General features: G+C 67.3%; 21 protein-coding genes and 1 pseudogene. 11 read left to right on the top strand and 11 right to left on the bottom strand.

Going from position 1 to position 19,397, the window contains the following annotated elements:
• The 4 genes and pseudogenes from LL06_RS09525 to LL06_RS09535 all read left to right on the top strand — a co-directional run.
• Positions 1–346: pseudogene (locus LL06_RS09525) on the top strand (ATP-binding protein); the annotation flags it as partial.
• A 166-nt stretch (positions 347–512) separates the two neighbouring features.
• Entirely contained in the window at positions 513–677 is a 165-nt protein-coding gene (locus tag LL06_RS26850; RefSeq protein ID WP_081963840.1) for a DUF3309 family protein, read from the top strand.
• A gap of 188 nt (positions 678–865) precedes the next feature.
• Positions 866–1,354: a hypothetical protein gene (locus LL06_RS09530; protein ID WP_035525498.1), complete on the top strand. Its 489-nt coding sequence runs from the start codon at positions 866–868 to the stop codon at positions 1,352–1,354.
• 3 nt (positions 1,355–1,357) lie between these two features.
• Complete coding sequence (locus tag LL06_RS09535; protein ID WP_244447088.1) at positions 1,358–1,969, top strand: ferric reductase-like transmembrane domain-containing protein; 612 nt, start codon at positions 1,358–1,360, stop codon at positions 1,967–1,969.
• A gap of 19 nt (positions 1,970–1,988) precedes the next feature.
• Here the strand turns inward: LL06_RS09535 and pepT are convergent, their stop codons facing one another.
• Positions 1,989–3,221, bottom strand: a complete 1,233-nt coding sequence (gene pepT / locus LL06_RS09540; protein ID WP_035525501.1) for a peptidase T — start codon at positions 3,219–3,221, stop codon at positions 1,989–1,991.
• Between the two features lie 326 nt (positions 3,222–3,547).
• On the opposite strand from pepT, the gene rpsD reads away from it, so the two are divergent.
• The 4 genes from rpsD (at position 3,548) to LL06_RS09560 (ending at position 6,941) form a co-directional block, all read left to right on the top strand.
• Complete coding sequence (gene rpsD / locus LL06_RS09545; protein ID WP_035525503.1) at positions 3,548–4,165, top strand: 30S ribosomal protein S4; 618 nt, start codon at positions 3,548–3,550, stop codon at positions 4,163–4,165.
• A gap of 93 nt (positions 4,166–4,258) precedes the next feature.
• Positions 4,259–5,188 (top strand): glutaminase, encoded by a 930-nt coding sequence (locus tag LL06_RS09550; RefSeq protein ID WP_035525505.1) that lies wholly within the window; start codon positions 4,259–4,261, stop codon positions 5,186–5,188.
• Positions 5,189–5,220: 32 nt separating this feature from the next.
• The gene (gene ttcA / locus LL06_RS09555; RefSeq protein WP_035525531.1) at positions 5,221–6,108 is read left to right on the top strand and encodes a tRNA 2-thiocytidine(32) synthetase TtcA; all 888 of its coding nucleotides are present in this window, start codon (positions 5,221–5,223) and stop codon (positions 6,106–6,108) included.
• Positions 6,105–6,941: an inositol monophosphatase family protein gene (locus tag LL06_RS09560; RefSeq protein WP_035525507.1), complete on the top strand. Its 837-nt coding sequence runs from the start codon at positions 6,105–6,107 to the stop codon at positions 6,939–6,941. The genes ttcA and LL06_RS09560 overlap by 4 nt, the downstream gene beginning before the upstream one ends.
• 10 nt (positions 6,942–6,951) lie before the next feature.
• Here LL06_RS09560 and LL06_RS09565 read toward each other — a convergent pair whose 3' ends face one another.
• The 5 genes from LL06_RS09565 to grxD all read right to left on the bottom strand — a co-directional run bounded on the left by LL06_RS09565 (position 6,952) and on the right by grxD (position 11,279).
• Positions 6,952–8,199: a multidrug effflux MFS transporter gene (locus LL06_RS09565; RefSeq protein WP_244447089.1), complete on the bottom strand. Its 1,248-nt coding sequence runs from the start codon at positions 8,197–8,199 to the stop codon at positions 6,952–6,954.
• 347 nt (positions 8,200–8,546) lie between these two features.
• Complete coding sequence (locus tag LL06_RS09570) at positions 8,547–9,275, bottom strand: TIGR02453 family protein (protein WP_035525509.1); 729 nt, start codon at positions 9,273–9,275, stop codon at positions 8,547–8,549.
• A 126-nt stretch (positions 9,276–9,401) separates the two neighbouring features.
• Positions 9,402–10,277 (bottom strand): hypothetical protein, encoded by an 876-nt coding sequence (locus LL06_RS09575; protein WP_035525511.1) that lies wholly within the window; start codon positions 10,275–10,277, stop codon positions 9,402–9,404.
• A gap of 96 nt (positions 10,278–10,373) precedes the next feature.
• The gene (locus tag LL06_RS09580; RefSeq protein WP_035525513.1) at positions 10,374–10,856 is read right to left on the bottom strand and encodes a YtoQ family protein; all 483 of its coding nucleotides are present in this window, start codon (positions 10,854–10,856) and stop codon (positions 10,374–10,376) included.
• Between the two features lie 90 nt (positions 10,857–10,946).
• The gene (gene grxD / locus LL06_RS09585; protein ID WP_035525514.1) at positions 10,947–11,279 is read right to left on the bottom strand and encodes a Grx4 family monothiol glutaredoxin; all 333 of its coding nucleotides are present in this window, start codon (positions 11,277–11,279) and stop codon (positions 10,947–10,949) included.
• A gap of 222 nt (positions 11,280–11,501) precedes the next feature.
• On the opposite strand from grxD, the gene LL06_RS09590 reads away from it, so the two are divergent.
• Complete coding sequence (locus LL06_RS09590) at positions 11,502–12,206, top strand: phosphodiester glycosidase family protein (RefSeq protein ID WP_052161362.1); 705 nt, start codon at positions 11,502–11,504, stop codon at positions 12,204–12,206.
• 45 nt (positions 12,207–12,251) lie between these two features.
• Here the strand turns inward: LL06_RS09590 and LL06_RS09595 are convergent, their stop codons facing one another.
• The gene (locus tag LL06_RS09595; RefSeq protein WP_035525518.1) at positions 12,252–13,646 is read right to left on the bottom strand and encodes a PLP-dependent aminotransferase family protein; all 1,395 of its coding nucleotides are present in this window, start codon (positions 13,644–13,646) and stop codon (positions 12,252–12,254) included.
• A gap of 84 nt (positions 13,647–13,730) precedes the next feature.
• Here LL06_RS09595 and LL06_RS09600 point away from each other — a divergent pair, with 84 nt between their 5' ends.
• Complete coding sequence (locus LL06_RS09600) at positions 13,731–14,672, top strand: DMT family transporter (protein WP_035525521.1); 942 nt, start codon at positions 13,731–13,733, stop codon at positions 14,670–14,672.
• Between the two features lie 64 nt (positions 14,673–14,736).
• On the opposite strand, the gene LL06_RS09605 is transcribed toward LL06_RS09600, so the two are convergent.
• The 4 genes from LL06_RS09605 to LL06_RS09620 form a co-directional block, all read right to left on the bottom strand.
• The gene (locus LL06_RS09605; RefSeq protein WP_035525523.1) at positions 14,737–15,060 is read right to left on the bottom strand and encodes a hypothetical protein; all 324 of its coding nucleotides are present in this window, start codon (positions 15,058–15,060) and stop codon (positions 14,737–14,739) included.
• 9 nt (positions 15,061–15,069) lie between these two features.
• Positions 15,070–15,303, bottom strand: coding sequence for a BolA family transcriptional regulator (locus tag LL06_RS09610; RefSeq protein WP_035525525.1), 234 nt, complete (start codon positions 15,301–15,303; stop codon positions 15,070–15,072).
• Between the two features lie 19 nt (positions 15,304–15,322).
• Complete coding sequence (gene purL / locus LL06_RS09615) at positions 15,323–17,554, bottom strand: phosphoribosylformylglycinamidine synthase subunit PurL (RefSeq protein ID WP_035525527.1); 2,232 nt, start codon at positions 17,552–17,554, stop codon at positions 15,323–15,325.
• A gap of 153 nt (positions 17,555–17,707) precedes the next feature.
• On the bottom strand, positions 17,708–18,085 hold the full coding sequence (locus tag LL06_RS09620; protein WP_035525528.1) for a hypothetical protein: 378 nt from the start codon (positions 18,083–18,085) through the stop codon (positions 17,708–17,710).
• Between the two features lie 175 nt (positions 18,086–18,260).
• Between LL06_RS09620 and LL06_RS09625 the strand changes: the two genes are divergently transcribed.
• The coding region (locus LL06_RS09625; RefSeq protein WP_161784958.1) for an NAD(P)-binding domain-containing protein at positions 18,261–19,397 on the top strand (1,137 nt) is incomplete at its 3' end.

The raw sequence follows: 19,397 nt of genomic DNA on the forward strand, positions 1-19,397 counted from the left end.
CTCGGGCGTCGACGCCGAGACTGCCGCGACCGAGGCCTGGGCCACCGCGCTTGCGCTCTCGGCCACGGTGACCGACGATCTGCAGGGCGTGTTCCTGATGCTGGCCCATGCCGCGATCAAGGGCGAGCCGTGCCCGTCGGACGCCCGCATCGCCCGCGCCTACGGCACCCATTCGGCCCGGCGCGCGCGCCGGCTGCTGGGCTATTTCGAAGAGCAGGGCCTGATCATCGTCCATGCCGACCATTCCGGCAAACGCATCGTCGGCATCCCGGAACTCCAGGCCGAAACCGCGCCCGGGGCCGCGGATGCGGCGGAGGACGACGGGCGTGCCGAGGCGGCGGAGTAGGGGGCATGTGCCTGTCGCTTGCGGCAAGAGCCTCCGAATCTTGAAATAATCCCTTTCAGGCATGAATCCGCCCCGCAGTCGGGAACCATTGCATCCGGTTCGCGTTGATGCGGGCCGGTCTTACGTCTTGGTCAATAGCCGGCGCCACGCCACAGGAGATTTTCGCATGACGCTCGGTACCATTCTTCTCATCATTCTCATCATCCTGCTGCTCGGCGGCTTCAGCGGCCGGTTCGGCGGCTACGGCTACGGCTTCGGACATGGCGGTGTCGGCGTGATCGGCGTCGTGGTCATCATCCTGCTCATCCTGGTGCTGACCGGCCGGCTCTGACCGGTCCGCGACGGGTCTGGAAGAAACGGACGGGGCCGGCGCGGCCTGCTCTTCACGAAGCCGTGAAGAGGATTTTATCGGGACCGCGCCGGCGTCGCCTTGGGATCGTCCCGAAACGCGCTATACTTGAGGGGGAAACGTGATCCGGCCGTTTCGGCCGGCAACCCCTCAGCGCACAGGACGTTCCCATGACTGACGCCATTCTCACCCGCCGCACCCTGCTTGCCGCCACTGGCGCGCTCGCGGCAGCGGGCGTGTCGGGCATCATTGTGCCCGCGCGCGCCCAGGCCGTGCCCGCCACACCCTCGATGCGCGGCGGATCGAACAATTACCTTCCCGGCGCGCCCATCGTCGAGCGCATCGGCGGCGGCGGGTTCTGGATGACCGGCACCGTGCGCCGCGCCGGCGACGGCGCCCCGCTTGCGGGCCAGCGCATTCAGATCTGGGCCCACACCACCGAGGGCAACGAGCGTGACCCGTGGAGCCATGGCGCCACGCTGACCGACGCCAATGGCGCGTTCCGCCTCGAGATGCCGCAGATCGTTCCTGCCTTTGGCCAGCCGCACGGCCATCTCGCCTATGACAGCGGCGACTTCAAGACGGTGTTCCTGCGTCCGGTGATGGACAGCGCCAGCGACACCAGCCTCCACGCGGATTTCGTGCTGCAGCCGGCCTGACCGGTGGCCATCCAGACCTTCCCGCGGCTCCGCAACTTCCTTGTCTGGGGCGCGATCGCGCTTTCGATCGCCGTGCCGCTGGGCTTCGCCGCGACCAGCCCGCTGCTCGCCTGGCGCGGCCCCGCCTATATCGTCGCGGGTCTGGCGGGCGTGATCGCGATGGCGCTGCTGCTCGTCCAGCCGCTGCTCGCCACGGGCCACCTGCCCGGGCTGGCGGGACCGCGCGGGCGGCGGGCGCACCGCTGGATCGGCGGGATCCTTGTGCTGATGGTGGTCTTCCATGTCGCGGGCCTCTGGATCACCAGCCCGCCGGATGTGGTCGACGCGCTGCTGTTTGCCTCGCCCACGCCATTCTCGGTCTGGGGCGTGGTCGCGATGTGGGCGGTCTTCGCCACGGCGGTGCTTGCGGCGCTGCGCCGGCGGCTGCGGCCGCTCTCCTGGCGGCGGGCGCACACGGCGCTCGCGATCGTGATCGTCGCGGGCAGCGTGGTCCATGCGCTCCTGATCGAGGGCACCATGGAGACGATCTCGAAGGCCGTGCTCTGCGCGCTTGTCGTGGCGGCGACGCTGAAGGCCGTGGCGGACCTGCGGACCTGGCCGGGCCGGACGCGGTGACCGGCGCGGAGACGGGCGCCTAGGCCCGCTCTTCCCAGACCTTGACCAGTTCAACGATGGTCTCGACCGACTTTTCCATGTCCTGGCGGCTGATCCATTCCAGCGGCGAGTGGTAGGAATGGCCGCCGGTGTATATGTTGGGGCAGGGCAGGCCCATGAAGGACAGGCGCGAGCCGTCGGTGCCGCCGCGGATGGAGTGGGTGACCGGCTCGAGGCCGACGCGGCGGACGGCTTCCATGAGGTTGTCCATCACCTCCGGGTGGCGGTCGAGAACCTCCTTCATGTTGCGGTACTGCTCGGTCACCTTGAAGCCCATGGTCGAGCCCGGATAGGCCTTCATCACCTCCTCGGCGATGTTCTTGAGCAGCGCCTCCTTCTCGGTGAGCCCGTTATTGACGAAATCGCGGATGATGAAGGTGAGCCGCGCCTTGTCCATCGAGCCGGAAATGCCGGTGGGATGGATGAAGCCCTGGCGGCCGTCGGTGCTTTCGGGGGCGATGTCGCGCGGCAGCCGGGCGACGATGTCGGCGGCGATCTTGATGGCGTTCTCCATCACGCCCTTGGACGTGCCCGGGTGCTGCGCCACGCCGGTGATCTCGATCTCGACGCCGTCGGCGGAGAAAGTCTCGTCCTCGACCTCGCCGATGACGCCGCCGTCGAGCGTGTAGCCGAAGGCCGCGCCGAGCTTGGCGAGGTCGACCTTGTCGGCGCCGCGGCCGATCTCCTCGTCGGTGGTGAACAGGATCCGGACCGCGCCATGGGGGATGCCGGGATTGGAGAGCAGCGTGGCGGCGGCGGTCATGATCTCGGCGATGCCGGCCTTGTCGTCGGCGCCGAGCAGCGTGGTGCCGTCGGTGGTGACGATGTCATGGCCGATCTGATTGGTGAGGTCGGGATGCTCGCTCACCTTGATCACGCGGCTCGGGTCCCCCGTCAACTGGATGTCGCCGCCCTGGTAGCCGCGCAGAAGCTGCGGCTTGACATTGGTGCCGGTGAAATCGGGGGCGGTGTCCATGTGCGAGCAGAAGCAGATGACGGGAACGTCCTTCGAGCTGGTGGCGGGGATGGTCGCATAGACGTTGCCGTGCTCGTCCATGTGGGCGTCGTGGACGCCGAGCGCCTTGAGTTCGGCGACCAGGAGGTGTCCGAGGTCCTTCTGCTTCTCGGTCGACGGCTGGGCCTGGGAGGCCGCATTCGACTGGGTGTCGATGACGACATAGCGGAGCAGGCGGTCGAGGACGGTGTCGGTCATGGGGACTCGCAAAGGAAGTTGGTTGAGACAGACCCTGCTATAGCGCTCCTTGCCGCTTACGGGAATATCGCCCGGGTCCTGCGCCGCCGATGCGCCGAAATCGCGGCGGGAGTGGCGCAAAGAGTTGACTTCGGCGCGTTTCCGGCCTAGAGACCCGGCCAGCGCGAGGGTTCATGCCCCCGCGTTTTCCTACGTGTCCCGTGGACGGTTTGCACAAAGCGTGCGTCGACCGTCCTGTCAGGTCCCGAAAACGGGGGCCAGAGGAGGGCGCGTTTCCTTCATCCGGTCTGGTAGCAGGCCGGGGTAACCTTTTGAAAGGAAATGCGATGAGCAAGCGCGAATCGTCCAAGTACAAACTCGATCGCCGTATGGGCGAGAACATCTGGGGCCGTCCGAAGTCCCCGGTCAACCGCCGCGAATACGGCCCAGGCCAGCACGGCCAGCGCCGCAAGGGCAAGCTGTCCGACTTCGGCGTGCAGCTCCGCGCCAAGCAGAAGCTCAAGGGCTATTACGGCGATATCTCGGAAAAGCAGTTCCGCAAGACCTATGACGAAGCCAACCGGATGAAGGGCGATACGCCCGAGAACCTGATCGGCCTTCTGGAGCAGCGCCTCGACGCCGTCGTCTACCGCGCCAAGTTCGTGCCGACGATCTTCGCCGCGCGCCAGTTCGTCAACCACGGTCACATCACCGTCAACGGCAAGCGGGTCAATATCGGCTCGTATCGCTGCAAGCCGGGCGACGTGGTTGCGGTCAAGGAAAAGTCCAAGCAGCTCGCCATCGTGCTCGAATCGGCGCAGCTCGCCGAGCGCGACGTGCCGGAATACATCGAAGTGGATCACCACAAGATGTCGGCCACCTTCGTGCGCACCCCGGTCCTGGGCGACGTTCCCTACGCCGTGGTGATGGAACCGAACCTGGTCGTCGAATTCTATTCGCGCTAACCGGATCCGTCCGGCCGCGCCAGATCAAGGCCGCCCTCCGGGGCGGCCTTTTTGTATCCGCGGGTTCTAGATATCATGCTTGGGGGACGGCCAATGACCAAGTTGCAGGATGTGCTTGACGAGATCGCGGGCGAGGCGGCCGGGGCCAGCGACCGCGGCGTCGTGGCCCATTACATTCCCGAACTCGCCAAGGTCGACCCCAACCAGTTCGGCATCGCCGTGGCGCTGCCCGACGGCGAGGTGCTGACCGCGGGCGATGCGGCCACCCCGTTCTCGATCCAGAGCGTGTCGAAGGTGTTCACGCTGTCGCTCGCGCTCGGCAAGCTCGGCGATTCGCTCTGGGCGCGGGTCGGGCGCGAGCCGTCGGGCAACGCGTTCAATTCCATCGTCCAGCTTGAGCAGGAGAAGGGGCGGCCGCGCAATCCCTTCATCAATGCCGGCGCCATCGCCGTGGCCGACCTGATCCTGTCCGGCCACCAGCCGCGCGAGGCGATCGGCGAGATCGTCCGCTTCATCCGCTATCTCGCCGATGACGACACGATCCGGATCGACGAGCGCGTGGCGCGCTCGGAGACCGAGCATGGCGACCGCAACGCGTCGCTTGCCCATTTCATGCGCGCCTTCGGCTCGATCGAGCATCCGGTCGATCATGTGCTCGGCGTCTATTTCCACCAATGCGCCATCGCCATGACCTGCCATCAGCTCGCCCGCGCCGGGCTGTACCTGGCGAGCCAGGGACAGAACCCGCTCACCGGCGCGCAGGTGGTGCCGGCGCAGCGGGCGCGGCGCATCAATGCCATCATGCTGATGTGCGGGCACTACGACGGCTCGGGCGAATTCGCCTACCGCGTCGGCCTGCCGGGCAAGAGCGGCGTGGGCGGCGGGATCCTCGCGATCGCGCCGGGAATAGCTTCGATCGCGGTGTGGTCGCCGGGGCTCGACCTGGTCGGCAATTCCAAGCTCGGCACCGCGGCGCTCGAACAATTGACCCGGCAGATGGGCTGGTCGGTGTTCGGGGCTTGACGGGACGGGCCAAAGCCATCATCCCGGGCGGCATGAGCGATGTGATCGACACTGTGGACATTCCCGAGGCGCCGGCCGAGGCCGGACCGTCGCTCTATGCGCATGCGCCGTCGAGCGTCTCGTTCAACAAGCTGCGCAAGCGGCTGATCCGCAATGTGCGCCAGGCGATCGAGGATTTCGCCATGGTCGGTCCCGAGGCGGAGGGCAGGCGCCCGCGCTGGCTGGTGGCGCTGTCGGGCGGCAAGGATTCCTACGGATTGCTGGCGCTGCTGATGGACCTCAAATGGCGCGGCATGCTGCCGGTCGATCTCATTGCCTGCAATCTCGACCAGGGGCAGCCGAATTTCCCCAAGCACGTGCTGCCCGACTACCTGACCAGGCACGGCATCCCGCACCGGATCGAATACCGCGACACCTATTCGGTGGTGACGGAGAAGGTGCCGGAGGGGGCGACCTATTGCGCGCTGTGCTCGCGGCTGCGGCGCGGCAATCTCTACCGGATCGCGCGCGAGGAGGGCTGCGAGGCGCTGGTGCTCGGCCATCACCGCGACGACATTCTCGAGACCTTTTTTCTCAATTTCTTCCACGGCGGACGGCTGGCGGCGATGCCGCCGAAGCTCCTGAACGACGACGGCGACATGATGGTGATCCGGCCGCTCGCCTATTGCGCCGAGGAGGACCTGGCGCGGTTTTCCGAGGCGATGGAATTCCCGATCATCCCGTGCGACCTCTGCGGCTCGCAGGACGGGCTGCAGCGCAACGCCATGAAGGCGATGATCGCCGAGATCGAGCGGCGGATGCCGGGACGTAAGGATTCGATGATCCGCGCGCTCGGCAACACGCGCGCCTCCCATCTCCTCGACCGCTCGCTGTTCGATTTCGCCAGCCTGTCGGTCACCAGCGAAAAGGCAGACGGATGACACCTCTCACCTCGACGGACATGGAGTGGCTGGCGGCGCTGCTCGCGGATGTGGGACGCGCGGAGATCATGCCGCGGTTCCGCAATCTGGGCCACGGTACGGTCAGGCACAAGACCTCGGCCGCCGACCTGGTGACCGAGGCCGATGTGGCGGCCGAGCGGGTCATCACTGAGGCGTTGCGGGCGCGGTTCCCCGATGCGATCGTCATCGGCGAGGAGGCGGTGTCGGACACTCCGGCGCTGCTCGAGGACTGGTCGAAGACCGACCGGCGCGCCTTCGTGGTCGATCCGATCGACGGCACTTTCAATTTCGCCTCCGGCGTCGCCGCGTTCGGGGTGATGCTCGCTGTCGTCGAGGCCGGGGAGACGGTCGCCGGGATCATCCACGATCCCGTCGGCCAGGACTGGATCATGGCCGAGAAGGGCGCGGGCGCGGTGCTCAAGCGGTCCGACGGGTCAGAGAGCCCGCTCAGGGTGGCGGAACCCGCGGGCGCCATCGGCGCGATGATCGGCTCGGCGTCCTGGCAGCTCATGCCGGAGCCGGACCGCAGCCTGGTGGCGCGCAACCAGGGGCTCTGCCTGGGCGGCGTCGCCTACCGCTGCGCCGCGCAGGAGTACCGGCTGCTGGCGGGCGGGCATATCCACTTCGCGCTCTACAACAAGCTGATGCCCTGGGATCACCTCGCCGGAGCCCTGATCGCGGAGGAGGCGGGCGGCCATGTCCGCCGCTTCGACGGCAGCCGCTACACGCCCCAGCATCTGGGCGGCGGGCTGCTGGCGACCACCGATGCCGACAGTTGGGCGATCGTGCGCGAAGCGCTGTGGCGGGCCTAGGCGGGCGCGCTCAATCCGCCGTTCCGACCCCGAACAGCCGGCCTTTTTCGGCGATCAGCACCATGACGACCGCGATCGCCGAGACGATGGCGTAGCCCGCTGCGAGCGGGAAAATGGTGCCGTCATAGGTCTGGCCGATCAGCGCGCCGACCACGCCGCCGCCCACGGTCTGGGCGAAGCCCAGGGTCGAGGAGGCGGTGCCGGCGATGGCGCCCAGCGGCTCCATGGCGATCGAATTGAAATTCGAGCCGACGAAGCCGAACAGCGGCATCATCAGAAGCGAGATCCCGAAGAACAGCCAGAACGGGAGAGGGCCCATGGCCGCCAGCCCGGCCATCAGCAGGCCGAGAAGGAAATAGAGGATCAGCGCGCCGTGCGACAGCCGGCGCTGGCCGAACCGGCCGACGAGCTTCGAATTGAGGAAGGACGATCCGGCCATGACCACGGCGACCGCGGCGAAGGCCAGCGGGAAATAGCTGCCCAGGCCGTAGATGCCGACATAGATCGGCTGCGCCACGTTGAGAAAGCCGAACAGCGCGCCGAAATAGAAGGTGGTCGCCAGCGTGTAGAACAGCGCCACGCGGTTGGTCAGCACGATGGCGAAGGCCTGGCCCACGCTTGCGAGCGTCAGCGGCCTGCGGTTTTCCTCCTTCAGCGTCTCGGGCAGGCGCAGCGCGGCCCAGAGGCCGATGGCCAGCGAGACCAGCGCCATGAACACGAAGATGAGATGCCAGTCGCCGCCCAGGATGATCACCTGGCCCATCATCGGCGCGAACACGGGGACCACCATGAACACCATCATGACCAGCGACATCGTCGCCGCCATGCCGCGGCCGGAATGGGTGTCGCGGACGACCGAGAGCGCGATCACCCGCGTCGCCGCGGCGCCGATGCCCTGCAGCAGCCGCGCCAGCAGAAGGAACTCGAAACTCGGCGCCAGGGCTCCAGCGAAGGAGCAGATGGCGTAGAGCGCGATGCCCACGAACAGCGGCTTGCGCCGTCCGTAGCGATCGGCGATCGGCCCGAAGAACAGTTGCGCGCCGCCAAAGCCGATGATGTAGGACAACAGCACGAACTGCACCTGGTTGGCGTCGGTGACGCCGAGGCCTTCGGCGATGTTCGGAAAGGCCGGCAGCATGATGTCGATGGCGAGCGCGTTGAGCGCCATCAGCGAGGCGACGATGGCGATGAACTGCGGGCGGCCAATGCCTCCGATTGTCGCGGGCTGGCTGGCGGCGGACGCCGTTTTTCCGTGCATCAATACATCCATCCTATCGGGAACAGATTGAAATCAAATATCTGTTCATTGCAAAGCTGAGCCCCACATGCCCCTTCAGGGGCGCGTCATGCTTGGACCAAAGAGGCCTGGGGATTAAAAAAGCGGGCCATGAAGGTCGCCGCCGCCAGTGTTCATAGACCCGCCGGGCTGATCCGGCAAGTCACGGAATTGGCATTGGGCGGGCATCTGCGCGCCCGTGTCCGCGCGGTCAAACCTGTCCGCCCGATGGGGGAAAGCCGAATTGACCCGGACAGGACCCGCCGGCGGCGGTCTCGGGGAGACGGGTCGGGACGGACGCGCAGTGTCGCGACGGCGCGTGCTGCGGATCAGGAGCCAGCGCCGAAGCGGCGGGTCTCGTCGTGGGCGGCGCGGACCGGGTCGATCGCCCGCCAGCCGAAATTGAGGAAGGGCTGCGCGGCCTGCGCCAGCTCGACGAGATCGTCGAGCAGCGCCGTGCCCGCGAGCCGCTCCGGGCCGAAGCGCCGCGACAGGGTCAAATGCCTGAGGCGGAGCAGCTCGACCGTATCGGGATCGGTGACCGCCTCGAAGCCGCGCGGGGTGCGCTTGAGCGCGTCGTCCCGGTCGAACACGAAACCCAGCTTTACGAGCGACAGAACGGCCGCATCGAACTCCGCCTTGCGATCGATGATCGCCTGGCGGAAGGCGCGCAGCTCATCAGGCTCCATCGAATAGAAGCCGACCGAGAGAAAGCTGTCCTCGGGCGAGACATGGACATAAAGCAGGCCCTGGTCCTTCTTGGTGCCCGAGCGGGTGATCACCGCGCTGACATGGGTGTTGTAGGGGTGCTTCTCCTTGGTGAAGCGGACATCGCGGTTGATGCGGAAGGTCGAGGTCTTGCGGGCGCAGGTGAGCGGGATCTTCATCTGAGCAAGGCGGACGGCGAGGTCGTCGATCAGCCGGCCGCGCGGCTCGTTCAGGTGCTCCTCGAACATGTCCCTGTTGTCGTGGAACCACTCGCGGTTCTGGTGAAAGCCAAGCGCCTTCAGGAACGGCAAAGCCTTGTCGCCGAAACCCGTGTAGCTGGCGCCGCTCATCGTGCGTCGGCTCCGCTGCGCCGGGGATCGACGGAGGCGCGGGGCCTGGCGGTGATGGCGGCGGGGCGGTTTGCAGACATGGAGCCTCCGGCGGGAAGAAGGAACGGACGAACCCGGGCGCCGGGTTCAGACCGGATCCGGCGATTTCGCCGGAATCAGGCAGTCAGTATAATAGCCGTCGGCTGGCAAGGGGACAGGCTGATTGATGGTGTGGGTGAAAATCCGGTTGGCCGAGACGACTCCGGCCGCCGTGGCGAGGTCGTCTGCGGGGACGGTGACGGCGAAGAGATCGAACCGGTCGATCTCGGCGAACAGCTCGGCCGTGGGCGGCAGGCGGTAGGTGGTGAAGATGATGTCGTCAAATCCGAGGGCGCGCACGGCCCGGTACTCTGGCACCGCGTAGATCTGCGGCACGAACCGATGCCGCAGCTCCGGCGCGCGCTCGGCGATGCGCGCCAGGCCTTCAATGTTGCCGGTCTTGAAATCGGTGACTATCCGCCCCGGATTCTGCCGGAGCCATTCGAGCAGCGCATCGAGCGACAGGCGGGTGAGGCCGAAACGCGGCGTGGCCTCCTGATAGCGCCGCGACGAGGGCGCGGCGAGAAGGGATGCGACCCAATCGCCCCACTCGAGCCGGTTCCAGTAGCGGTATTCCGTGGCCCAGTCGTGACCGATCACCAGCTCGCCGTCGGCGGTCCAGTTGAAATCGAGCTCGAACAGCTCAAAACCATGGGCAAGCGACTGGGCCAGCGCTTCCTTCGAATTGGAGTAGTCGCCCTGTGGCAGCCCGCCGCCGGCATGGGCGATCAGGGTGACGGCGCCGGGCGCCTGCGGATAGGCGGAGCACCGGACCCGTTCCCTGCTGTCGCCGAGCTGGGTGAGCGAAACCGAAAGGGCGATGGCAAGTCCGGCGGCGGCCGCGAGCTTCAGCAGGGAGGATGATCCCGGGCGGCCACCCTTGCCCGATCCGCTGCTGTCCGGTCGAAACGGTCCGGTGGTCACATCGAGGTCCTAGGGTGCGCGCGTTGCCGGGGCAGGGGTCGAAGGAATCATACCCGGGCTCGGTTAATCATCCGTTCGGCGGCAATGCGCGCGGGATCATGGTGCTGCGTCTTCCCTGTCGGTGTAGCCGTCAAGCACGCCGTCGATGACGTAGGCGAGGATCGCCACCACCTGTTCGGGCGTCCTGGCGACCGCGAGCGCCGCCGCATCGATTTCCTTGAGCGCGTGCGCGTGCTCCTCGGAATGCAGGATGATCAAGGGCTTGCCCCGGGCGCTGGCATAGCCCGCGTCGAAGGCGGCGTTCCACTGCTTGTATTTGTCGCCGAAGCGGACGACGACGATGTCGGCCTTGTCGAGCAGCGTGCGGGTGCGGATGGCGTTGATCCGGGCGCCCTTGTGGTCGTGCCAGACCTTGTCGGGCTCGGGGCCCAGGATGGCGACGCCGACATCGTCGGAAGCGCCGTGATGGGTCACGGGCGCCGTGAAGGCGACCGGCAATCCCGCGGCCCTGGCGCCGGTCTCGATCTGCGCGCGCCAGTCCGTGTGGATTTCGCCCGACAGGTAGATGGTCCAGGTCATGGGTGGCTCCTCCGGCGGATGAAAATTCGGGCGGCTAAAACGAAAAGAGGCGGAAAATCCGCCTCTTGCCGCCAGGTGTTCAGGTTTGTATCAGGCCGCCTTGACGGGTACCCCGGCCTGCGCCATGTGCTGCTGCAGTTCCTCGGACTGGAACATCTCGCGGATGATGTCGCAGCCGCCGATGAACTCGCCCTTGACGTAGAGCTGCGGGATGGTCGGCCAGTTGGAATATTCCTTGATGCCGTTCCTCAGGTCATCGTCGGCGAGAACGTTGACGCCCTTGTAGGGCACGCCGAGATAGTCGAGAATCTGCACGACCTGGCCGGAGAACCCGCATTGCGGGAATTGCGGCGTGCCTTTCATGAACAGCACGACGTCGTTGCTTTTCACTTCGTTGTCGATGAAATCATTGATGCCTGACATCGTCGAATCCTTTCAGAACGTGTGGCCACGGTAAGTCTTGCCCTTCAGATAACGCGGCGCGCATGACAAGACAAGAAGGCGCGCCCTATAAGTGATGTCATGGTAACGCGTCGCACAGCTATTTTCACGCTCCTCCTGCTCCTTGCGGTCGCGGGGCTCGCCCTATGGACAGGGCCGGCCTGGCGTGCGGCGGGCACGGGGGAGCGCAACGGGAGGACGCCGATGGCGGCTGCGGACAGGCCGGAGATCTGCGAGGAAACGAACTTCGAGGAGGCGCGGGCGATCCTGTGCATGGTCGATCCCGCGGCTTACGAGATCAGGCTCGCCTACCGCGACGGCGAGGGCCGGCCGCACGGCAGCGTCGAGCGGGCCGTGGCGGCGCTGGCGGCTGCGGGTCGGACGCCGGTGCTGGCGATGAACGCCGGCATGTATCATTCCGACATAACGCCCGTCGGGCTCTATGTCGAGGCCGGCGCGGAGTTGTCCGCCCTCGCCACCGGCGGCGGCTTCGGCAATTTCTTTCTCAAGCCCAATGGCGTGTTCTTTGTCGGCGAGGACGGCAGCGCCGGGGTGATGGAGACCGAGGCCTATCAGCGGGCAGGGCTCGCGCCGGCCTTCGCCACCCAATCGGGACCGATGCTGGTGATCGACGGCGCGATCCACCCGCGCTTCCTGCCCGACGGCACCACGCGCTACATCCGCAACGGGATCGGGGTCCGTGCCGACGGCACGGTGGTGCTGGCGATCACCCGCGATCCGGTGAGTCTCGGCTCGTTCGGGCGGCTGTTCCGCGATGTCGCCAATTGCCCCAATGCCCTGTTCTTCGACGGCGCGGTCTCGAGCCTCGCCTGGGGCGTCCGGATGGAAATCGAGTCGGGCGAGCCCGCGGGCCCGGTCGTGGCGGTGTTCGGCAAGCCCCCGCGATAGATTTGGCAGGACGGCCGCGGCTCCCGCCGGAGCGCAAGCGGGCGGTTAAAGGATCAGCGGCGCCCCGGCGGGACCGGCATCGAGCAGGGCACGCAGCACCCGCAAACCGGTTTCGAGCCTTTCGATATCGGCCTCGTGGCCGAGGCAGACCCGGACCGAGGCGGCGCCGGCCCGGGGCGCCATGGCGAAGGCCGCGCCAGGGGTGACCAGCACATTGCGCTCGGCCGCGCGGGCCGAGAACAGGTCGGCGCTCCAGCCCGCGGGCAGGTCGAGCCACAGATGCAGGCCGGCGGGGCGATCGCCCACCGTCTCCGCGCCGAGGATGCGGCGCGCCAGGCCATGGCGGTGCGAGGCCGCCGCCCGGTGCCGGGCGATAAGGTCGTCCGCCGTTCCGTCGTCAATCCAGCGCGAGACGATTTCCGCGGTGAGCGGGGGCGTCATCCAGCAGGTGAGATTGACCGCGCTGCGGATCAGGCTCGCAAGCCGGGACGGCGCATGGACAAATCCCACCCTGAGGCCGGGCGCGAGATATTTGGAGACGCTGGTGATGAAGACCGTGAGGTCCGGGGCGAGGGTGGCGATCGGGGGCGGCCGCTCGGGATGAAACAGCCCGAACACATCATCCTCGATCAGGTGGACGCCGTACCTCGCGACGATCCCGGCGATCGCCTGGCGTCGTTCGAAAGGCATGGTCAGCCCGGTGGGCGTCTGCAGCGTCGGGGTGAGATAGAGCGCCTTCACCTGCCGCTGGCGGCAGAGCCTATCGAGATCGTCGGGGCAGGGACCCTCGCCGTCGGAGGCGATGGCGGCGGTCTTGAGCCCGAGGCGGGCGGCCATGGGCCTGACCGGCTGATAGGTCAGTTCTTCGGTGAGCAGCAGGTCGCCGGGGCCGGTGAGCGCCATCAGCGCGCAGAAGATCGCATGCTGGGCGCCGGCGGTGACGAGGGTCTCGTCGTCGCCCGATGCGACGCCATGGCGCCTGAGCCAGGTCCCGGCGGCCTTCGCATGACGCTCGACCTCGGCTTCTGTCTGGTAGTCGGCCAGCGCCGCGAGGCTTGAGGAGCGGCCGAGTTCGGCGCAGGTTTGAGCAAGCTTGTCGCCGGCCAGGCCCGGCGGCGGCAGGTTGCGCGACAGGTCGATCGGGCCGCTATGGGCCCTGTGCAGGCTCGCGGTCGCGACCGCCTGGATCGCCGGTGCGGGGCCGCGGACAAAGGTGCCGCGGCCGACCTCGCCGCGGATGAGCGCCCGCTCGACCGCTTCGGCATAGGCGCGGCTGGTGGTGTTGGGCGAGAGAGCAAGTCGGTAGGCGAGGTCGCGGTGCGGCGGCAGCCTGTCGCCCGGCCCAAGCCTGCCGCTGGCGATGTCCTCGGACAAGGCCGCGACGATCTGCAGGTAGCGCGGGCCGCTGCGGCCGGAAAGGTCGGGCGTCCATATTGCCATGAGTGCAATAATTCCCTTGAAGCGCGAAATGTGAGGTGCAATTCTGGATGCAATCAGAGCAATTTGCAAGCGCGGAGACGACCCTTGCCCGGACCCAGCATTAAGACGGGAGTGCTTCTTGCGTGTGTGTGTCTCGGCATCCTCGCGGTCATGCCGGTCATCTCCAACAGCCGCCCGGCGGGGTTCAGCGCGCTCGGTTTCGCGTTTTACCTGTCGGTCTGGCAGACGGTGTTCGCGGTGCCGCTGTTCGTGCTGGAGCTCAAGTCGGGCCGCGGCGGCATCTTCTCCGCCGGCCTCTCCCGGGCGCAGGCCTGGCGCAGCATCGGCGTGGCGCTGATGACCGGGGCGATGTTCGGGCTTTCGACCTTTCTCTATGTGCTCGGCGTCGAAAAGGCCGGGGCGGGCAACGCGGCCATCGCCATGCAGGCCTATCCGATGTTTGCGATCCTGTGGGAAACGCTGTTTCTCAAGCGCCGCAAGAGCGCCGTCGAACTCGGCTTCACCGCGGCTCTGATGGCGGCGCTCTATTATCTGGGAACCGGCGGCACGTTGCGGCTGGATGGGTTCTCGGTGTGGTTCCTGCTGACGCTCGGCGTGCCGCTGTTGTGGAGCATCGCCCATGTCATCATCAAGGAGGAACTGGGCCGCCTGCCGGTCAGCCCGGTGCAGGTGACCTTCTTCCGCGTGGCGATATCGACAGTGTTCCTCGCGGCTGCCCTGGCGCTGGCCGAGCCGGCGGGCTTTTCAAGCGGCGCGGCGGGAGAGGGGTTCCAGCTTTTCGCCCTGCTGATGGGGCTCGTCTACTACGTCGAACTCATCGTCTGGTTCTATGCGGTCCGGCATATCGACGTCTCGCTTGCAAGCTCGATCACCACGCCGTGGCCGGCCTTCACCATGGTCCTGGCGGTCATCGTGTTGGGCGAGGAGATCGCCCTCCACCAGATCGTGGCCTTCGTCGTTGTGGCGCTGTCGATCTACGGGCTGACGCTAGCCAGCCTGCGAAAGTCCCGTCCGGAACCTGCCTGACGCAAGAGCGCGCTCGTGCCTCGAGCCAGACCCGTGCCCGGGGGAGCCGGGCAGGGACCGCTGGTCAGGTCCGGCGCGGCTTGGCGGGCGCCTTGGGGCGCGTCGTCTTGGCGGGCTGCCTGGCTGTGGTCTTGCGGCGCGTCGTCCTGGCCGTCGTGCGGCGGGTTCTGGCGCGGGTGCGGGCGGGCTTCTTGCCGGTGAGCGCCTCTATCAGCACCTTCTCGAGCGTCGATTGGGCGGCGGGGCGCTTGCGGCGGGAGGTGGTCTTGCGGCGGGTGGTCTTGCGCCGCTGGGTGCGGCGGCGCTTGCGGGTGACGGCGCCCTTGGACATGCCATCGACGAGGGCGTCGACGACCTCCCCGATCAAGCCTTCGAGGAACCCCGTCATGGCGCGCGCCTAGTCCGGGACGCTGGTCTGCAGCGCCAAGGCATGCAGCACCCCGCCCATGTTGCCCTCGAGCGCCCGGTAGACCATCTGGTGCTGCTGCACCCGGCTCTTGCCGCGGAAGCTTTCGGCCACCACTTCCGCCGCGTAATGATCGCCGTCGCCGGCGAGATCGCGGATGGTGACGGTGGCGTCAGGGATCCCGGCCTTGATCATTTTCTCGATATCATTCGCATTCATCGGCATGGGGAGGCTCCTGATTGGGCTATTCGGGCGCGAGCGCGGCCGGGCTATCCATGAAGGAAGGGAACCACGATTCATGGGCGCTGCGCAATGCGGTTAGCGGCACGGCCATCACCCCCTCGATCGTGAGGCTGTCGCCCTCCATCGTGCCGAGCCGGCGGAACGGCACGCCCGCGCCCTCGGCGCTGGCTGCGACATAGGCCGCAAGATCGGCCGGAACGGTGAGGACGTAGCGCGCCTGATCCTCGCCGAACAGCAGTGCATGCGCCGGGCCGTGGCACGCCGAGAATTCGATCCGCATGCCGAGACCGGACGCCATCGCCATCTCGGCGAGCGTGATCGCCAGGCCGCCCGAGGAAATGTCGTGGCAGGAGGTGACGAGGTCGTTGCGGATCGCCGAGCGGACGAAATCGCCGTTGCGGCGCTCGGTCATCAGGTCGACCGGGGGCGGGGCGCCTTCGGCGCGGCCCAGGCAATCGCGCATCCAGGCCGACTGGCCGAGATGGCTGCCGTCGCCGCCGATCAGCAGCACGGCGTCACCTTCCTTGGCCCCGCCGATGCGCGCCATGTGCGCCCAGTCGGGGATCAGGCCGACGCCGCCGATGGTGGGGGTGGGCAGGATCGCCTCGCCATTGGTCTCGTTGTAGAGCGAGACATTGCCCGAGACGATCGGGAAGTCGAGAGCGCGGCAGGCCTCGCCGATGCCCTGGATCGCCATCACCAACTGGCCCATGATCTCGGGCCGCTCGGGATTGCCGAAATTGAGATTGTCGGTGGCGGCCAGCGGCTCGGCGCCGGTGGCGGTGAGGTTGCGCCAGCATTCGGCGACGGCCTGCTTGCCGCCCTCGAAGGGATTGGCCTCGACATAGCGGGGCGTGACGTCGGAGGAGAAGGCCAGCGCCTTGGTGGCATGGCCGTCGACGCGGACGACGCCGGCGTCGCCGCCCGGGATCTGCAGCGAATTGCCCTGGATCAGGGTGTCGTACTGCTCCCAGACCCAGCGGCGCGAGGCGTTGTTGGGGGAGCCGAGAAGATCGAGAAGCGCCTGGCCGTAATCCTCGGGCTCCTCGACATCGGCGGTGGCGAGCGGCGACAGGCCGCCGATCTCGCGCCATTCGCGGTCATATTCGGGGGCCTCGTCGCCGAGCTCCTTGATCGGCAGGTTGGCCACTTCCTCGCCCTGGTGCAGAATGCGGAAGCGGAGATCGTCGGTGGTCTTGCCGACGATGGCGAAATCCAGGCCCCATTTGACGAAGATCGCCTTGGCGACCTCTTCCTTCGAGGGCTCGAGCACCATGAGCATGCGCTCCTGGCTTTCCGACAGCATCATCTCGTAGGCGCTCATGCGCTCCTCGCGCACCGGCACCTTGTCGAGGTCGAGCTCGATGCCGAGATCGCCCTTGGCGCCCATCTCGACGGCCGAGCAGGTGAGGCCGGCGGCGCCCATGTCCTGGATGGCGATGACGGCGCCGGTCTGCATCAGTTCGAGGCAGGCCTCGAGCAGGCATTTCTCGGTGAAGGGATCGCCCACCTGCACGGTGGGGCGCTTTTCCTCGATCGATTCGTCGAATTCGGCGGAGGCCATGGTGGCGCCGCCGACGCCGTCGCGGCCGGTCTTGGCGCCGAGATAGACCACGGGGAGGCCGACGCCCTTGGCTTCGGACAGGAAGATCGCGTCAGTGCGGGCAATGCCGGCTGCGAAGGCGTTGACCAGGCAATTGCCGTTGTAGCGCGCGTCGAACTCGACCTCGCCGCCTACCGTCGGCACGCCGAAGGAATTGCCGTAGCCGCCGACGCCGGCGACGACGCCCGACACGAGGTGGCGGGTCTTCGGGTGATCGGGTGAGCCGAAGCGGAGCGCGTTCATCGCCGCGATCGGCCGCGCGCCCATGGTGAAGACGTCGCGCAGGATGCCGCCGACGCCGGTGGCGGCGCCCTGGTAGGGCTCGATATAGGAGGGGTGGTTGTGGCTCTCCATCTTGAAGACGACGCAGTCGCCGTCGCCGATGTCGACCACGCCGGCGTTCTCGCCCGGACCCTGGATGACGCGCGGGCCGGTGGTGGGCAGGGTTTTCAACCATTTCTTCGAGGATTTGTACGAGCAGTGCTCGTTCCACATCGCCGAGAAGATGCCGAGTTCCGTGAAGGTTGGTTCGCGGCCGATCAGATCGAGAATGCGCTGGTACTCGTCGGGCTTGAGCCCGTGCGCGGCAATCAGCTCGTCGGTGATGGGGATCGTATTGGGAATGGTCATGGCGGGGGTCGCCCTCTTGTCACACGCGTCCCGCAGCCTATAGCGCACTGGCGGGCCGGATGGCAGCTTGAATTTCACCTTAAGGCGCGATGCCCCGGCAATCCTGTGGACACGCGGCGCGATCCGCCGCCGGTCCGGTCCAGGCCGGCACCTTCAGCAGCCGGTGCCGCCCGAGGCCCAGCGCGAGATGTCGGTGTTGATGCGCCCGGCCAGCGGCTGGGAGGACAGCGGGCCGTAGAACTGGGCCTGGCCGGCGGAGGCGACGATCACCGCCTGCGGCAGCGACTGCGGCTTGCCGCGCGGAATGATCAACAGCCGGGGCGTGCTGGTGGTGTCGAGTTCGGGCACGATGCCATAGGCCTTGAAGGCGCCGTCCTTGAGCCAGCAGAGATGCGCCTGGGAATTCACCCGCTGCAGGGTGGAGACGGATTGGGCGTGGGCGCTCAGCCCCGCGGGCGGGCTCGCGGCGGGAGTGCAGGCCGACACGCCCAGGGCAAGAGCCAGGCCGTGCATCCGCCAAAGTCGCTTCATCTCTGTCTCCTGCCGCCTGGCGCGCCGATAAGGGCTTTAAGGGCGTGCCATAGCACGATTCCCGCCGCGGCGAAGACGGTTTGCGCGGGACCGCCGGGTCCGATCGCGGTTGACCCGATGGACGGGGCTGCTATGACATCGGCATTCTCAGGCGCGGGCGGGCGGTTTGGTGAAGGTGGATCATTATCGCGTATGTGTTGTCGGCGCCGGGCCCACCGGCCTTGCGACGCTCAGGGCGCTCACCGAGGCCGGGATCGGCGACATCATCTGCCATGAAAGCCGGGGCGAGAGCGGCGGCATCTGGGTCTATTCCGAGGACGCCGACCGGCCCAGCGTCTACCGGACCGCGCACACGATCAGCTCCAAGCACCTGTCGCAGTTCCGGGATTTCCCGATGCCGGACGATTATCCGGACTATCCGTCCAACCGGCAGGTGCTCGCCTATATGCGCGCCTACGAGGCGCATTTCGGGCTGACGCGCCCCATCCGGTTCAATTCGACGGTCACGGCGGTCGGCCGCCGCGCGGGCGGCGGCTGGGAGATCACCTACGAGGACGCCACCGGGCGGCACAGCCATACCGCCGATGTGCTGTTCGTCTGCTCGGGCCATCACCGGGCGCCGGCCATGCCGGACCTGCCGGGCGACTTTTCCGGAACACAGATGCATTCGGCCCGCTACAAGACGGCCGCGGGCTTCGCCGGGCAGCGGGTGCTGGTGGTGGGCGGCGGCAATTCGGCCTGCGACATCGCCGCGGAAATCTCGCGGGTCGCCGACCATGTGAGCCTCAGCATAAGAAGCCCGCAATACATCCTGCCCAAGCTGGTGGGCGGACGCCCGGTCGACGTGCAGTTCGCCAAGCTCCACAAACCGCTGTTCCGCTGGGCGCGCGACCTGATCATCCGGGCGGCGCTGGCGGCCGATGTCGGCCCCTACACACGCTACGGGCTTCAGCAGCCGGATTTCCCGGTGCTGAGCCGGCATCCGACGCTCAACACCGTCATTCTCGATCTGATCCGGCACGGCAAGGTCAGGCCACGGATGGGAATTGCCGGGGCAAGCGGGCGCACGGTGCGGTTCGCCGACGGAAGCGAGGACGATTTCGACGCGATCGTCTGGGCGACCGGCTTCAAGCTCGGCGCGCCGTTCCTCAGGGACGTGTGCCCCAACTGGAGCGACGCCGTCACCGTGCCGCTCTACCACAAGATGATGCTCGCCGATGCGCCCGGGCTCTATTTCATCGGGCTGATCCAGCCGGTCGGCTGCATCTGGGTGCTGGCCGAGCTGCAGGCGCGGGTCGCCGTCGCCGAGATC

The organism is Hoeflea sp. BAL378 (genome assembly GCF_000759435.1).
Taxonomy (GTDB): Bacteria; Pseudomonadota; Alphaproteobacteria; order Rhizobiales; family Rhizobiaceae; genus Hoeflea.

Coding starts and splice junctions, on each gene's coding strand:
- LL06_RS09550 (WP_035525505.1), top strand. CDS start 4,259: ATGACCAAGTTGCAGGATGTGCTTGACGAGATCGCGGGCGAGGCGGCC.
- purL (WP_035525527.1), bottom strand. CDS start 17,554: ATGACCATTCCCAATACGATCCCCATCACCGACGAGCTGATTGCCGCG.
- LL06_RS09610 (WP_035525525.1), bottom strand. CDS start 15,303: ATGCCGATGAATGCGAATGATATCGAGAAAATGATCAAGGCCGGGATC.
- LL06_RS09570 (WP_035525509.1), bottom strand. CDS start 9,275: ATGAGCGGCGCCAGCTACACGGGTTTCGGCGACAAGGCTTTGCCGTTC.
- LL06_RS26850 (WP_081963840.1), top strand. CDS start 513: ATGACGCTCGGTACCATTCTTCTCATCATTCTCATCATCCTGCTGCTC.
- LL06_RS09580 (WP_035525513.1), bottom strand. CDS start 10,856: ATGACCTGGACCATCTACCTGTCGGGCGAAATCCACACGGACTGGCGC.
- LL06_RS09595 (WP_035525518.1), bottom strand. CDS start 13,646: ATGGCAATATGGACGCCCGACCTTTCCGGCCGCAGCGGCCCGCGCTAC.
- LL06_RS09620 (WP_035525528.1), bottom strand. CDS start 18,085: ATGAAGCGACTTTGGCGGATGCACGGCCTGGCTCTTGCCCTGGGCGTG.
- LL06_RS09605 (WP_035525523.1), bottom strand. CDS start 15,060: ATGACGGGGTTCCTCGAAGGCTTGATCGGGGAGGTCGTCGACGCCCTC.
- LL06_RS09565 (WP_244447089.1), bottom strand. CDS start 8,199: ATGCACGGAAAAACGGCGTCCGCCGCCAGCCAGCCCGCGACAATCGGA.
- ttcA (WP_035525531.1), top strand. CDS start 5,221: ATGAGCGATGTGATCGACACTGTGGACATTCCCGAGGCGCCGGCCGAG.
- LL06_RS09590 (WP_052161362.1), top strand. CDS start 11,502: ATGGCGGCTGCGGACAGGCCGGAGATCTGCGAGGAAACGAACTTCGAG.
- rpsD (WP_035525503.1), top strand. CDS start 3,548: ATGAGCAAGCGCGAATCGTCCAAGTACAAACTCGATCGCCGTATGGGC.
- LL06_RS09530 (WP_035525498.1), top strand. CDS start 866: ATGACTGACGCCATTCTCACCCGCCGCACCCTGCTTGCCGCCACTGGC.
- grxD (WP_035525514.1), bottom strand. CDS start 11,279: ATGTCAGGCATCAATGATTTCATCGACAACGAAGTGAAAAGCAACGAC.
- pepT (WP_035525501.1), bottom strand. CDS start 3,221: ATGACCGACACCGTCCTCGACCGCCTGCTCCGCTATGTCGTCATCGAC.
- LL06_RS09560 (WP_035525507.1), top strand. CDS start 6,105: ATGACACCTCTCACCTCGACGGACATGGAGTGGCTGGCGGCGCTGCTC.